This window comes from Streptomyces sp. L2 (assembly GCF_004124325.1).
In the GTDB taxonomy this organism is placed as follows: domain Bacteria; phylum Actinomycetota; class Actinomycetes; order Streptomycetales; family Streptomycetaceae; genus Streptomyces.
On sequence record NZ_QBDT01000001.1, the window covers coordinates 4,039,116 to 4,052,761 of the forward strand.

The 13,646-nt window shown below is 71.2% G+C and carries 12 protein-coding genes and 3 tRNA genes; 5 read left to right on the top strand and 10 right to left on the bottom strand.

All coding sequences use genetic code 11. The features are described from left to right. The first annotated feature begins 244 nt into the window (after positions 1-244). Both DBP14_RS17885 and DBP14_RS17890 read left to right on the top strand, forming a co-directional pair. The gene (locus DBP14_RS17885) at positions 245-1,762 is read left to right on the top strand and encodes a N,N-dimethylformamidase beta subunit family domain-containing protein (protein ID WP_129308191.1); all 1,518 of its coding nucleotides are present in this window, start codon (positions 245-247) and stop codon (positions 1,760-1,762) included. A gap of 70 nt (positions 1,763-1,832) precedes the next feature. After that, positions 1,833-2,732 (top strand): phosphoribosylaminoimidazolesuccinocarboxamide synthase, encoded by a 900-nt coding sequence (locus DBP14_RS17890; RefSeq protein ID WP_129308192.1) that lies wholly within the window; start codon positions 1,833-1,835, stop codon positions 2,730-2,732. A gap of 63 nt (positions 2,733-2,795) precedes the next feature. Here the strand turns inward: DBP14_RS17890 and DBP14_RS17895 are convergent. From DBP14_RS17895 to DBP14_RS17930, 8 genes are all read right to left on the bottom strand, one after another. Continuing rightward, positions 2,796-2,871 (bottom strand) — tRNA-Gly (locus DBP14_RS17895). A 23-nt stretch (positions 2,872-2,894) separates the two neighbouring features. Next, entirely contained in the window at positions 2,895-3,509 is a 615-nt protein-coding gene (locus DBP14_RS17900) for a response regulator transcription factor (protein WP_129308193.1), read from the bottom strand. Beyond that, complete coding sequence (locus tag DBP14_RS17905; protein WP_129308194.1) at positions 3,506-4,840, bottom strand: histidine kinase; 1,335 nt, start codon at positions 4,838-4,840, stop codon at positions 3,506-3,508. The genes DBP14_RS17900 and DBP14_RS17905 overlap by 4 nt, the downstream gene beginning before the upstream one ends. A 92-nt stretch (positions 4,841-4,932) precedes the next feature. Further along, entirely contained in the window at positions 4,933-5,790 is an 858-nt protein-coding gene (locus tag DBP14_RS17910; protein ID WP_129308195.1) for an ABC transporter permease, read from the bottom strand. Further along, the gene (locus tag DBP14_RS17915) at positions 5,787-6,767 is read right to left on the bottom strand and encodes an ABC transporter ATP-binding protein (RefSeq protein WP_129308196.1); all 981 of its coding nucleotides are present in this window, start codon (positions 6,765-6,767) and stop codon (positions 5,787-5,789) included. The genes DBP14_RS17910 and DBP14_RS17915 overlap by 4 nt, the downstream gene beginning before the upstream one ends. A gap of 127 nt (positions 6,768-6,894) precedes the next feature. Beyond that, positions 6,895-6,970 (bottom strand) — tRNA-Gly (locus tag DBP14_RS17920). An 82-nt stretch (positions 6,971-7,052) separates the two neighbouring features. Beyond that, a tRNA-Gly gene (locus DBP14_RS17925) sits at positions 7,053-7,124 on the bottom strand. A gap of 246 nt (positions 7,125-7,370) precedes the next feature. Next, the gene (locus tag DBP14_RS17930) at positions 7,371-7,688 is read right to left on the bottom strand and encodes an Lsr2 family protein (protein ID WP_129308197.1); all 318 of its coding nucleotides are present in this window, start codon (positions 7,686-7,688) and stop codon (positions 7,371-7,373) included. A 311-nt stretch (positions 7,689-7,999) separates the two neighbouring features. Here DBP14_RS17930 and purS point away from each other — a divergent pair, with 311 nt between their 5' ends. The 3 genes from purS to purL are packed head-to-tail and all read left to right on the top strand — an operon-like array spanning position 8,000 to position 11,204. Beyond that, entirely contained in the window at positions 8,000-8,272 is a 273-nt protein-coding gene (gene purS / locus DBP14_RS17935) for a phosphoribosylformylglycinamidine synthase subunit PurS (RefSeq protein WP_129308198.1), read from the top strand. Next, positions 8,269-8,949, top strand: coding sequence for a phosphoribosylformylglycinamidine synthase subunit PurQ (gene purQ / locus DBP14_RS17940; RefSeq protein ID WP_129308199.1), 681 nt, complete (start codon positions 8,269-8,271; stop codon positions 8,947-8,949). The genes purS and purQ overlap by 4 nt, the downstream gene beginning before the upstream one ends. After that, complete coding sequence (purL, locus tag DBP14_RS17945; protein ID WP_129308200.1) at positions 8,946-11,204, top strand: phosphoribosylformylglycinamidine synthase subunit PurL; 2,259 nt, start codon at positions 8,946-8,948, stop codon at positions 11,202-11,204. Before purQ ends, purL begins: the two co-directional genes overlap by 4 nt. 116 nt (positions 11,205-11,320) lie before the next feature. On the opposite strand, the gene DBP14_RS17950 is transcribed toward purL, so the two are convergent. Both DBP14_RS17950 and DBP14_RS17955 read right to left on the bottom strand, forming a co-directional pair. Further along, positions 11,321-12,010: a hypothetical protein gene (locus DBP14_RS17950; protein WP_129308201.1), complete on the bottom strand. Its 690-nt coding sequence runs from the start codon at positions 12,008-12,010 to the stop codon at positions 11,321-11,323. 77 nt (positions 12,011-12,087) lie between these two features. After that, a complete protein-coding gene (locus DBP14_RS17955) occupies positions 12,088-13,557 on the bottom strand; it encodes an MFS transporter (RefSeq protein WP_129308202.1) in 1,470 nt (489 codons plus the stop codon). Positions 13,558-13,646: the final 89 nt, after the last annotated feature.

Here is a 13,646-nt window from a genome sequence, read left to right on the forward strand (position 1 = left end):
ACCGGAGCACCAACCTCCACTTCCGGTCAATTCGCAACGAATCGTGACCGAGCCCGTGCGTTATGTGATGTGCTGGGACCGACCACGCACATGGCAAGGGCATGCGACATACGACAGCACGCCCGAGCCGCCCGGCACGCCGGCCCGACCGACCCGGCGCGACCCGGGGCACAACAGCAGAGCGCACCGCGCAGCGCACGCACCACCGGAACAGGACACGGGGGCATGAGGGAGGGGAGCGACCATGGCCGCGGACCAGATCCGGCGCTGGGAGTCCGGAGCACTCGCGCACGCCGTCACCGACCCCTTCGGCCAGGGACCCCTCCCCTGGCTGCGTGGCAGTGAGACCTACTTCGACGACACCGGCCAGGTGGTCCCCTGGTACATGGACCCGGTCCCGCCGCAGGCCGTCCTGCCGCAGCCCCCCGGCCAGGGCGCGCGCGTCCCGGCGCCCCGCGCCGCCGGCGCCACCGGCGGTCCCCGCTCGGCCGACGACGTGCGCCGGCAGATCAAGGGCTTCACCGCCACCGGCGCGGTCGCCCCCGGCGAGGCCATCGACTTCCACATCACCGTCGACCCGCCGCAGCAGTTCGGCGTCGACATCTACCGCATCGGCCACTACGGCGGTGACGGCGCCGCCAAGATCACCACCAGCCCCCGCCTGTCCGGCATCGTCCAGCCCCCGCCGCTGACCGCCGACCGCACCGTCTCCTGCCACCACTGGTGGCTGTCCTGGCGCCTCCAGGTCCCCTCCCACTGGAACAGCGGCGCCTACGTGGCCGTCCTCACCACCGCCGACGGCTACCGCTCCCACGTGCCGTTCACCGTCCGCGACGACCGTCCCGCCGACCTGCTCCTGCTGCTGCCGGACATCACGTGGCAGGCGTACAACCTGTACCCGGAGGACGGCCACACCGGCGCCAGCCTCTACCACGCGTGGGACGAACAGGGCCGCCTGCTCGGCGAGTCCGACGCGGCGACCACGGTCTCCTTCGACCGCCCCTACGCCGGCGCGGGCCTGCCCCTGCACGTCGGCCACGCCTACGACGTCATCCGCTGGGCCGAGCGCTACGGCTACGACCTCGCCTACGCCGACGCCCGCGACCTGCACGCCGGCCGCGTCGACCCCACCCGCTACCGGGGCCTGCTCTTCCCCGGCCACGACGAGTACTGGTCGACGCCGATGCGCCGCACCGTCGAACTCGCCCGCGACCACGGCACCTCACTGGTCTTCCTGTCCGCCAACACCATGTACTGGCATGTGGAGTTGGCGCCCTCGCCGTCCGGGACACCGGACCGGCTGCTGACCTGCCGCAAACGCAAGGGTCCCGGCCGGCCGGTGCTCTGGCGGGAGATCGACCGGCCCGAACAACAGCTGGTCGGCATCCAGTACGCGGGCCGTGTGCCCGAACCGCACCCGCTGATCGTCCGCAACGCCGGCCACTGGCTGTGGGACGCCACCGGAGCGCGCGAGGGCGACGAGATCGACGGCCTCGTCGCCGGCGAGGCCGACCGGTACTTCCCGCGCACCCCGCTGCCCGAGCACGAGGAGCGCATCCTCCTCGCGCACTCGCCCTACACCGACACCGCCGGCGCCCGGCGGCACCAGGAGACCTCCCTCTACCGGGCCCCCTCCGGCGCCTGGGTCTTCGCCTCCGGCACCTTCGCCTGGTCCCCCGCGCTGGACCGCCCCGGCCACGTCGACCCCCGTATCCAGCGGGCCACGGCCAACCTCCTGGACCGCATCTGCAAACGCGACTGACCCCCTGCTCATCCCGATCATCCGCATACGGGAGAATCGAGGTACTCAGACAAAACCACGGGGAGGAACCGTGTCCGGATTCGTCGAAAAGCCCGAGCCGATCGAGGTTCCGGGACTGGTGCACCTGCACACCGGCAAGGTGCGCGAGCTGTACCAGAACGAGGCGGGCGACCTCGTGATGGTCGCCAGCGACCGCATGTCGGCCTACGACTGGGTGCTGCCCACCGAGATCCCCGACAAGGGCCGCGTCCTCACCCAGCTCTCCCTGTGGTGGTTCGACCAGCTGCGCGACCTCGCCCCCAACCACGTGATCAGCACGGCGGTCCCCGAGGGTGCCCCCGCCGACTGGGCCGGCCGCACCCTGGTCTGCAAGTCGCTGAACATGGTTCCCGTGGAGTGCGTCGCCCGCGGCTACCTCACTGGCTCCGGTCTCCTCGAATACGAGGAGACCCGGACCGTCTGCGGCCTCGCCCTCCCCGAGGGCCTCGTCAACGGCTCGGAACTGCCCGGCCCGATCTTCACCCCGGCCACCAAGGCCGAGGTCGGCGAGCACGACGAGAACGTGTCGTACGAGGAGGTCGCCCGCCAGGTCGGCGCCGAGACCGCCGCCCAGCTCCGCCAGGCCACCCTCGCCGTCTACTCCCGCGCCCGCGACATCGCCCGCGACCGGGGCATCATCCTGGCCGACACCAAGTTCGAGTTCGGCTTCGACGGCGACACCCTGATCCTCGCCGACGAGGTCCTCACCCCGGACTCCTCCCGCTTCTGGCCGGCCGATACCTGGGAGCCCGGCCGCGCGCAGCCGTCGTACGACAAGCAGTTCGTCCGGGACTGGCTGACCTCCGCCGAGTCCGGCTGGGACCGCAAGAGCGAGCAGCCCCCGCCGCCGCTCCCGCAGCAGGTCGTCGAGGCGACCCGCGCCAAGTACGTGGAGGCCTACGAGCGGCTGACCGGCGTCCGCTGGTCGTAGCCCCCGGCAGACCCCCATCAGACATGGAGGAAGCCCCCGGTGAGAACCGGGGGCTTCCTCTGCTGGAGCGGACGACGAGGCTCGAACTCGCGACCTCAACCTTGGCAAGGTTGCGCTCTACCAACTGAGCTACGTCCGCAGTGCGCCGTGGCGCGAGAGCAACTATACCCAACCCCGCTCCCGCGCGAGCCGCACCGCCGTGTGCCGGTTCTCCGCCCCCAGCTTCGTCACCGCCGAGGAGAGGTAGTTGCGCACGGTCCCCGGGGACAGCGCGGCCCGCTCGGCGATCTCCGTGACCGGCGCCCCGTCGGCGGCCAGTTCCAGCACCTCGGCCTCCCGCGCGGTCAGTGGCGAGTCACCGGCGGAGATCGCGTCGGCGGCCAACTCGGGGTCGACGTACCGGTTTCCCGCGTGCACGGTCCGGATGATCTCGGCGAGCCGCTGCGCGCTGACCGTCTTCGGGACGAACCCGCGCACACCCGCCGCGAGCGCCCGCTTCAGATGCCCGGGCCGGCCGTGACCGGTGACGATCAGCACCTGGCAGCCGGGCAGTTCGGACCGCAGGGATGTGGCGACCTTCACACCGTCGGCGCCCGGCATCTGCAGGTCGAGGACGGCCACGTCGGGCGCGTGAGCGCGGGCCATGGCGAGCGCCTCGGGCCCGCTGGCCGCCTCGGCGACCACCACGAGGTCGTCCTCCAGCCCGAGCAGCGCGGCCAGCGCGCCCCGGATCAGGTGCTCGTCGTCGGCGAGCAGCAGCCGCACCGGACCGCTCATGACGTGACCCCGCTCACTTCCTGATCCTTCTCCCACTCGGTCCCCGCCGCCTGCACCGGCACCTCGGCCACCACCCGGAACCGGTCCCCGCCGGCCGGCCCCGCCTCCAGGGTCCCGTCCACCACGGCCAGCCGCTCCCGCAGCCCAGCGAGTCCGGACCCACCGGGACCGGAGCCGCCAGTGCCGGTGCCGGAGCCGCCGGGACCGGAGCCGGACACGGGACCCCCACCGTCCCCGCCCTCGCTCGTCACCCCGTCGTTCTCCACCGTCAGCACCACACACCCCTCCCGTGCCCGGAGCCCCACCGTGCAGCGGGCGGCGTCCCCGTGCCGCAGCACGTTGGTGGTCGCCTCCCGCACCACCCAGCCGAGCGCGGACTGCACCTCGGCGGGCAGCCCGCCGGCCTCGTCCCGGACCTCGCAGTGGATCCCCGCAGCCGTCAACACCCCTTGCGCTCCGGCCAGTTCGGCGGCGAGATCGGCCGCCCGGTAGCCGCGTACGACATCGCGCACCTCCCGCTGCGACTCCTGCGCGATGCGCTGCACCTCGATCATCTGCTCCACGGCCTCCGGCCGTTCGCGCCGGGCCAGCTGGACCGCCAGCTCGCTCTTGAGCGCGATCACGGCCAGGTTGCGGCCCAGCACGTCGTGCAGGTCCCGCCCGAACCGCAGCCGTTCCTCGGCCACCGCGAGCCGCGCCTCCACCTCACGGGCCCGTTCCGCCTCCCACAGCACGGACAGCGTCCAGGCGCCGCAGCGGCTGGCCAGCAGCGAGAAGGCCACGGCGAAGGCGGTCATGGCAGCGGTCGTGAGAACGCCGGAGACGTCCGCGTCGATGAGCCCCACGGCGGCCATGAGCAGCACCGCGAGGACGCCGGCCCGGCGCAGGCACACGCGGACGGGCACGACCAGCGCGTAGATCAGCCCGAACGGCACCAGCGTGCCGCCGATCGTGAACCGCGTCGTCAGCGCGTCGATGCCGTCCAGCGCGGTCAGCGTCAGGACCAGCGCGAGGGCCAGGGCGAGCAGCAGGACCGAGCCGGTCAGCGCCTTCGGCGGCACCGCGCGGCGGCCGAGGTAGTGGTCGAGCGCGGGCCGGGTGAGCCGGCTCGCGGCGACGCACTGCAGAGCGCAGACGAGGAGCAGCAGCCCGCCCAGCGCCAGCGGGAGGGGGCGCCGCTCCAGGTTCCCGGCCAGCGGCAGCGGCAGCCAGCACATCGCGAAGAACCAGATCGTCCCGTGCCAGGTGATGACGGTGTGCAGCTCGACCCGCTCGGCCTTGCTCCGCTCCCGCCAGTGGCGCTGCTGCAACCCTCGGATCCGCCTGAGCATGTGCACCTTCCCTGGATACGCCTACCGGCTACGCCTTCCCGGACCGGACCCGTCGCCATACGTCACGTCCGAGTACGTCACGCCGGCGTACCTCACCGGCGTGCCTCCCACCGGAACCACCGCCGTACAGCCAACACCGACAGGACCGTCCAGGCCAGCGCGGTCACCAGGGCGACCAGGATCTCGTGCCCGCTCAGCTGTCCGCTCCAGCCGCCGCGGACCAGCCGGATCGCCGGGGACAGCGGCAGCAGCTCGCAGATCCGGGCGAGCTTGTCCGGCATGAGCTCGGTCGGGACCGCCATGCCGGAGCCCAGCATCGACACGAACACCAGCGGCAGCGCCGTGACCTGGGCGCTCTCGGCGGTCCGGGTGAAGGACGCGGTGAGCGCGGCCAGCGCGGCGCTCACCACCAGTCCGGCGAGCACCCCGGGCACGATCAGGTACGCGGCTCGCGGCGCGCCGGTGTGCAGCAGTACCGCGCAGCCGGCCGACAGCAGCAGGGCCTGGGCGAGGCCGACGCCGACCGCGGGCAGGGCCGTACCGGTGAGGATCTCGGCGTCGGAGAGTTCGCCGGTGCGCAGCCGCTTCAGAACGAGTTCCTCGCGCCGGGCGACGTAGGCGCCGACGAGGGTGGTGTAGACGGCGAAGAGGAAGGAGAAGCCGATGGACGCGGTCAGCAGGACCGTGCCGGTGGAGAGCCCCTGCTTCGCGACGTCCATCCGGTCGATGGCCGGCCGCACGCTGAACGGCAGTACGAGCGGCACGAGCAGCGCGGTGGTGACCGCGCCGCGATTGCGCCCCAGCAGGGCCAGTTCGGCCCGCCCGAGCGCCCGCAACCGCCGTGCGACGGGCCGCCAGGCGACCCCGCTCCCGAGGCGTCCACCCGCCCCCGCTCCCGCTCCCGTCCTGTTCACGCGCCGTGCCCCCACGTCTGTCCCGGTCCCGCTCATGCGGCCCTACCTTCTTGAGTGCGTCCCGTGAGTTCGCCGGTGCCCCCGCCGGTGATCCCGCCCGCGATCCCGAGGAACGCCTCCTCCAGGGACGCCGACCGGACGTCCAGCCCGCGCAGCTCGACCCCGGCCCGTTCGGCCCAGGTCAGCACGGCGGTGGCGGACCGCTGGAGTTCCCGGGTACGCAGCCGTACGACGTTCCCCTCGACCTCGTGCCCGCAGACGCCGAGGCCGGCAAGCGGGGGCAGGTCTCCGAGGAGGTATCCGTCCGGCAGCTCGAAGGAGATCCGGGACGGCCGGCCCGCGGTGACCTCGGCCGGGGTGCCGGCGGCGGCGATACGGCCGGCGTGCAGGATCGCGAGCCGGTCGGCGAGACCCTCCGCCTCCTCCAGGTAGTGCGTGGTGAGCAGCACGGTCGTGCCGGTGTCGCGCAGCGCCCGCACCAACTCCCAGGTGTCCCGGCGTCCTTCGGCGTCGAGCCCGGTCGTCGGCTCGTCCAGGAACAGCACCTCGGGGTCGTTCAGCAGGGCCAGCGCCAGGTCGAGGCGGCGCCGTTCGCCGCCGGACAGCTGCTTGACGCGCACCCCCCACTTGTCCGCGAGCCCGACCAGTTCCAGGACCTCCCGTTCGGGCCGGGGTGCGGTGGTGCAGCCGGCCCACAGCCGGGCGGTCTCGGCGACGGTCAGCTCGGTGGGGAAGCCGCCCTCCTGGAGCATGACTCCGGTGCGGGGGCGTACGGCGTGGCGTTCGCGGTAGGGGTCGTGGCCGAGGATCCTGATCCGGCCCGCGGCCGGTGCGGCGAGTCCTTCCAGCAGTTCGACGGTCGACGTCTTGCCGGCGCCGTTGGTGCCCAGCAGCGCGAAGACCTCTCCCCGGGCGACGGAGAAGCTGATTCCGCGCACGGCCTCGAACCCGCCCCCGTACACACGCCGGAGGTCGGTGACCTCGATCACGTGCTCGTGTTCGTCGGTGTCCATGTCTCCAGCGTTCCGCCGGGAGGGGCGGAACGGCAGTGCGGGGTGTCATCGACGGGCATGACAAATGTCAGACGCGCGACACACCGGGACACGAAAAAACCCCGATCCAGTGGACCGGGGTTTCATCTGGAGCGGACGACGAGGCTCGAACTCGCGACCTCAACCTTGGCAAGGTTGCGCTCTACCAACTGAGCTACGTCCGCACTGCTCCCGACCGGCTCCCACCGATCGGTGCGAGCACCAGCCTACCTGATCCACACGAGTGGTTCGGACCGGCGGTGCCAGAGCGGGTGACAGGAATTGCACACTGCGCCTTCCCCCTGGAAGGGGGATGTTCTACTACTGAACTACACCCGCACGCCGTCCTCGGGATTCGGCCTTTCGGCCTCGCCCCTCGGCGTGTCCCAGACATTAGCTGATCAGCGGGGGGGTTGCGCAAGTCGGTTCCGCCGACGGCGCGCGCCGGCCCGCCGCGCGGGGCCCCTCGCCGGTGCGTCCCTGCCGAACGCCTCGGCGCACCCGGCCCAACACCTCGGCGCCCCCGGCCAAGTCAGCGGCTCCCAGGGCCCGCTGACGGGCCCTGGGAACTGCCCCTCGCGGGCTTCACTGGGCGGCGCTGAACGCCTCGTACACCTTCTTCGGGATGCGGCCGCGCGCCGGCACGTCCATCTTGTTCGCCTGGGCCCAGGCGCGGACGGCCGCCGGGTCGGGGGCGACCTCGGTCTGCTTGTACGCCTTGCCGGAGCGCGAGCGCTTGCGGCCGGCGTCCACGTAGGGCGCGAGCGCCTTGCGCAGTTTCTTTGCGTTGCCCTCGTTCAGGTCGATCTCGTACGACTTGCCGTCGAGTCCGAAGGCGATCGTTTCCGCCGCTTCCGAGCCGTCGATGTCGTCAAAGAGAGTGACCACGACCTTTTGCGCCACGAATATCGGTCCCTTCGTGCGGCACGTCGATACAGCTCATCGGCGATGACGTGCCGAGTATCGGCTATTGCCAATTCATTTGTACAGTGCCCGGCAATGCAAAGTGAAGCCCGACTAAATCCGTCGGTGTGTCCCAGTGCAATAGCTGCCGTGGGTGGATCGTGGGAACTTTCCCAGAATTTTTCGTGCGACCACCCGGCTGTCACCCGATCGTGACAGCCGTCACGTAGTTTCCTCCAACTCTACTCGCGTAGAAATTTTGTGCGGGTAGTCTGAAGGAACCTGCTCAGCACCACACACCGGGAGTGCCAGTGGCACGCGTCGTAGTCGACGTCATGCTCAAGCCGGAGATCCTCGACCCCCAGGGCCAGGCGGTCCAGCGTGCGCTGCCGCGCCTGGGTTTCGACGGGATCTCGGACGTCCGTCAGGGAAAGCGATTCGAACTGGAAGTTGACGGGCCGGTCGACGAGGCCGCGCTCGCCCGCATCCATGATCTCGCGGAATCCTTCCTCGCCAACACCGTGATCGAGGACTTCACCGTCAAGGTGGAGGAGTCCGCCGAAGTCGCGGAGGCCGCGAAGTGACCGCTCGTATTGGCGTCGTCACTTTTCCGGGGAGCCTGGACGACCGGGACACCCAGCGCGCGATCCGCCTCGCGGGGGCCGAACCGGTCGCCCTGTGGCACAAGGACAAGGACCTCAAGCAGGTCGACGCCGTGGTGCTGCCCGGCGGTTTCTCCTACGGCGACTATCTGCGGGCCGGCGCCATCTCCCGCTTCTCACCGGTGATGGGCACGGTTATCGAGCAGGCGAAGGCCGGCTTGCCGGTCCTCGGTATCTGCAACGGCTTCCAGGTCCTCACCGAGGCCCACCTCCTCCCGGGCGCGATGCTCGGCAACGACCACCTCCACTTCATCTGCCGCGACCAGAAGCTGCGGGTGGAGAACGCGGAGACCGCCTGGACCAGCGACTACCGCGCCGGCCAGGAGATCCACATCCCGCTGAAGAACATGGACGGCCGGTACGTCGCCGACGACTACACGCTCGACAAGCTGGAGGCGGAGGGCCGCGTCGCCTTCCGCTACCTGGACGTGAACCCCAACGGCTCGCTCCGTGACATCGCCGGCATCACCAACGAGGCCGGGAACGTCGTCGGCCTCATGCCGCACCCGGAGCACGCCACCGAGCCGCTGATCGGTACGGGCCGTACCGACGGGCTGCCGTTCTTCACCTCGATCCTCAAGAAGCTGGTCAACGCATGAGCCGGACGCCTCTGGACACGGTCGAGCACGCGGCCGCGACCCCCGACGTCGAGCTGCCCTGGGCCGAACTCGGCCTGAAGAAGGACGAGTACGAGCGGGTCGTGGAGATCCTCGGCCGCCGCCCCACGGGCGCGGAGCTGGCCATGTACTCGGTCATGTGGTCCGAGCACTGCTCGTACAAGTCCTCCAAGGTCCACCTCCGCCAGTTCGGCGAGAAGGCCCCGGAGAACGACGCGATGCTCGTCGGCATCGGCGAGAACGCCGGTGTGGTCGACGTCGGCCACGGCTACGCCGTGACCTTCAAGGTCGAGTCGCACAACCACCCGTCGTACGTCGAGCCCTACCAGGGCGCGGCCACGGGTGTCGGCGGCATCGTCCGCGACATCATCGCGATGGGCGCCCGCCCGGTCGCCGTCGTCGACCCTCTGCGCTTCGGCGCGGCGGACCACCCCGACACCAAGCGGGTACTCCCCGGCGTCGTCGCCGGCATCGGCGGCTACGGCAACTGCCTGGGCCTGCCCAACATCGGCGGCGAGGTCGTTTTCGACGCCTGCTACCAGGGCAACCCGCTGGTCAACGCCGGTGCCATCGGTGTGATGCGGCACGAGGACATCCACCTCGCGAAGGCGTCCGGCGCCGGCAACAAGGTCATCCTCTACGGCGCCCGGACCGGCGGCGACGGCATCGGCGGCGCGTCGATCCTGGCGAGTGAGACGTTTGACGACGCGAAGCCGTCCAAGCGTCCCGCCGTCCAGGTCGGCGACCCCTTCCAGGAGAAGCTGCTCATCGAGTGCACCCTGGAGGCGTTCGCCGAGAAGCTGGTCGTCGGCATCCAGGACCTCGGTGCGGCGGGCCTGTCCTGCGCGACGAGCGAGCTGGCGTCGAACGGTTCGGGCGGCATGCGCGTGACGCTCGACGACGTACCGCTGCGCGACTCGACGCTCTCGCCCGAGGAAATCCTCATGAGCGAGTCGCAGGAGCGCATGTGCGCGGTGGTCGAGCCGGCGAAGGTCGACCGCTTCCTGGAGATCTGCGCCAAGTGGGACGTCATCGCCACCGTCATCGGTGAGGTGACCGACGGCGACCGCCTGGAGATCTACTGGCACGGCGGCAAGATCGTCGACGTCGACCCGCGCACGGTGGCGCACGAGGGCCCGGTCTACGAGCGCCCGTACGCCCGCCCCGACTGGCAGGACGCCCTCCAGGCGGACGACGCGAACAAGCTGCCCCGGCCGTCGACGCCGGAGGAGCTGAAGGCGCAGGTCCTGAAGCTGGTCGCCTCCCCGAACCAGGCGTCCAAGAAGTGGATTACGTCCCAGTACGACCACTTCGTGCAGGGCAACACCGTCCTCGCGATGCCCGAGGACTCGGGCATGATCCGCGTCGACGAGGAGACCGGCCTCGGCGTCGCCCTCGCGACGGACGGCAACGGCCGCTACACCAAGCTGGACCCGTACACCGGCGCGCAGCTGGCCCTGGCCGAGGCGTACCGGAACGTGGCGACCACCGGCGCCAAGCCGCTCGCCGTCTCCGACTGCCTGAACTTCGGTTCGCCCGAGGACCCGGCGGTGATGTGGCAGTTCGCGGAGGCCATCCGCGGTCTCGCCGACGGCTGCCAGCAGCTCGGCACGCCGGTCACCGGCGGTAACGTCTCGCTCTACAACCAGACGGGGGAGGCGGCGATCCACCCCACTCCGGTGGTGGCCGTCCTCGGCGTGATCGACGACGTGGCCCGCCGCACCCCGGTCGCCTTCCAGGAGGAGGGCCAGCTGATCTACCTCCTCGGCGACACCCGCGAGGAGTTCGGCGGCTCGGCCTGGTCCCAGGTCGTCCACGACCACCTCGGCGGCCTGCCCCCGAAGGTGGACCTGGAGCGTGAGCGCCTGCTGGCCGAGATCCTGATCTCCGCCTCCCGCGACGGCATGATCGACTCCGCGCACGACCTCTCCGACGGCGGCCTGGTCCAGGCGGTCGTGGAGTCCGCCCTGCTGGGCGGCAAGGGCGCGCGTCTGGTCGTACCCGACGGCCTGGACGCGTTCACCTTCCTCCTCTCCGAGTCCGCCGGCCGCGCGATCGTCGCGGTCCCGCGCTCGGAGGAGGTCCGCTTCAACGACATGTGCGGCGCCCGCGGCCTCCCGGCCACCCGTATCGGTGTCGTGGACGGAGACGCGATCGAGATCCAGGGCGAGTTCACCCTCTCCCTGACGGACCTCCGTGAGGCCCACGAGTCGACGATCCCGGCCCTGCTGAAGTAAACACCCGGCACACCCGGCCCCGCCGGCCGAAGGCCCGCCCCCGGAACGGACGAACACCGTCCGGGGGCGGGCCTTCGCGGCATGCCGGGGCCGACCGGGCGGTGTTCCGGGACCGATCAGCCCGCCTTCCGTTCCGCGCGCGCGAGTTCGCGGGTCACCGCGGCCTCGTTCTGGCCCAGCAGGGCCCTCTCCAGGCTGTGGTCGTCCTTCCGGGAGAAGCGCTCGCCGCGGGAGACGTCCTCCTTGCTGAGCACTCGGCCGCACCATTCGCCCTGGTCGCCCGTGTGATCGTCGAAGGGGACGGAGGCGCCCTCGCCGAGGACGGTCCAGCGGCCGTCGGTCCAGCGGAGGGCGAGGAGATAGGTGTGGCCGAGTTCCAGGCGGGGGGCGTCGGTCGCGGTCCGCTTGACGCGGGTGCCGCTGCGGTAGACCCGCCAGCCGGGGGCCACCATGGCGAAGCTGTCGCCCATCCGGTGGGCGGGGTGCCGGCTGGACCACAGGAGGTGGTCGGTGCGGAACGTGACCGTGCGGTCGTCGTCGTACCGGACGGAGCCCTTGGTGTAGTCGCTGCGGCCGGTCTCCGCCTCCCGTACCGGGGAGGCCACGACGACGTGGTCGGCGTACGTCACCCAGTCCTCGGCCGTCTGGGACGGGTAGTAGTCGCTCGCGGTCCCGCAGCCGGACACCGTCTCCAGGCCGGAGGTGCCGACGAGGACCCCCGCGACGATTCCGGTGACGGCCAGGACGGCGACCACCGGCCGGCTGGAGACCCGTCGTACGACGGCATGACGCAGTACTTCCCCCATGGCGAAACCTTCCCCCGTGTGTCCGCTGACGCGAGACCGAGCGGACTGGTCAGGGTCCGCTGTCCCCGGTGATCACTTCAGGCGTCCTGGCCGCTCAGCCGGAACCCGGCGGGGACCGGGGCGGGGGCGGGCTTCGGGAGGCGCAGGGCCAGGGTCAGGCAGAGGAGCATCAGGCCCGCGCCGCACAGGAACACCGTGTCCATGGCGGACACGTAGGCGTGGACGCCGGCCGTCCGGGCCGCGCCGTGCAGGGAGGCGAGGGCGCCGATGGTGCCGGGGCCGTCGTACAGCCGGTTGAGGAGGGTGCCGAAGAGGGCGACGCCGAGGGCTGTGCCGAGGGTCTGGAAGAAGCGGATGGCGGTGGTGGCGACGCCGAGCTGGGCCGGGGGCGCCGACTGCTGCACCAACTGGATCAGCTGGCCGAGGAGTTGGCCGAAGCCGATGCCGAAGAGGAGCAGCGTGCCGCGCAGCTGCCACAGGGACGTGTCCGCGCCGGTGGTGGAGAGGAGCAGGAACGCCGCCAGGGTGACGACCGCGCCGCTGATCACGAACGTCCGCTCGGACCAGCCGCGTTCGCCGAGCCGGCCGGTGACGATGCCGACGGCGGTGATGCCGAGGGCCATGGGCAGCAGGAACATGCCGGCGGAGGAGCTGCTGACGCCCCGGGCGACCTGGAGGTATACCAGGACGTAGTACATGGCGCCGGTCATGGCCGCGCCGATCAGGGCCTGGATCGCGAAGCCCAGCCGCAGCTCGGGGACGCGGAACAGGGCGGGCGGGAGGATCGGTTCGGCAACGGTCCGCTGCCGGCGCAGGAACAGCGCGAGGGTTCCCGCGGTGAGCACGGCCAGGAGGGCGACCTGCGGTGACGTCCACGCGTACTGCTTGCCGCCCCACTCGGTGATCAGCAGCAGCGCGGCGGAGAAGGCGGCGGCCAGGCCCGCGCCGGTGAAGTCGATGGTGCGGCCGCGGGTGTGGTGGGGCAGGCGCAGGACGACCACGGCCGTCGCGAGCGCCGCGATGCCGAGCGGCAGGTTGACGTAGAAGGCCCAGCGCCAGCTCGCGTGGTCGGCGAGGAAGCCGCCGAGCCACGGGCCGACCGCCATGCCGCCGCCCGCGACGATCCCGCCGGCGCCGGCCCCCTTGTTCTTCTTCTCGCCCGGCCCCTTCAGCTGGGCGATGACGACCATCGTCACGCTCATCAGCCCGCCCGCGCCGATCCCCTGCACGGCCCGGGACGCGATCAGCCAGCCGATCGACTGGGCCGCGCCGCAGAGCGCCGAGCCCGTGAGGAAGGTGCCGAGGGCGCCGAGGAACACCTTCTTGGCGCCGACTACGTCGCAGAGCCTGCCGTACAGCGGGAGCATCGCCGCCGACGCGAGGGCGAACGCGCTGACCAGCCAGGGGATCCGGGCGATGCCGTGGCCGGGATCGAGGTCGCGGACGATCGGCACGGTCGCCGCGGACACGATCTGCATGTCCAGGACGGCCAGCACGATCGTGATCAGGCATACGAGGAAGCCGAGTTTGCGCTGGGTTTCGGTCATGGGAGCCACCATGCCCCGAGAACATGTACTGAGTCAATCTTTCATCCACGATTAAGATTCATCCTGGCCTAAATTTCGTCTTGGTAAGG

Coding starts and splice junctions, on each gene's coding strand:
- DBP14_RS17885 (WP_129308191.1), top strand. CDS start 245: ATGGCCGCGGACCAGATCCGGCGCTGGGAGTCCGGAGCACTCGCGCAC.
- DBP14_RS17900 (WP_129308193.1), bottom strand. CDS start 3,509: ATGAGCGGTCCGGTGCGGCTGCTGCTCGCCGACGACGAGCACCTGATC.
- DBP14_RS17905 (WP_129308194.1), bottom strand. CDS start 4,840: ATGCTCAGGCGGATCCGAGGGTTGCAGCAGCGCCACTGGCGGGAGCGG.
- DBP14_RS17910 (WP_129308195.1), bottom strand. CDS start 5,790: ATGAGCGGGACCGGGACAGACGTGGGGGCACGGCGCGTGAACAGGACG.
- DBP14_RS17915 (WP_129308196.1), bottom strand. CDS start 6,767: ATGGACACCGACGAACACGAGCACGTGATCGAGGTCACCGACCTCCGG.
- purL (WP_129308200.1), top strand. CDS start 8,946: ATGAGCCGGACGCCTCTGGACACGGTCGAGCACGCGGCCGCGACCCCC.
- DBP14_RS17950 (WP_129308201.1), bottom strand. CDS start 12,010: ATGGGGGAAGTACTGCGTCATGCCGTCGTACGACGGGTCTCCAGCCGG.
- DBP14_RS17955 (WP_129308202.1), bottom strand. CDS start 13,557: ATGACCGAAACCCAGCGCAAACTCGGCTTCCTCGTATGCCTGATCACG.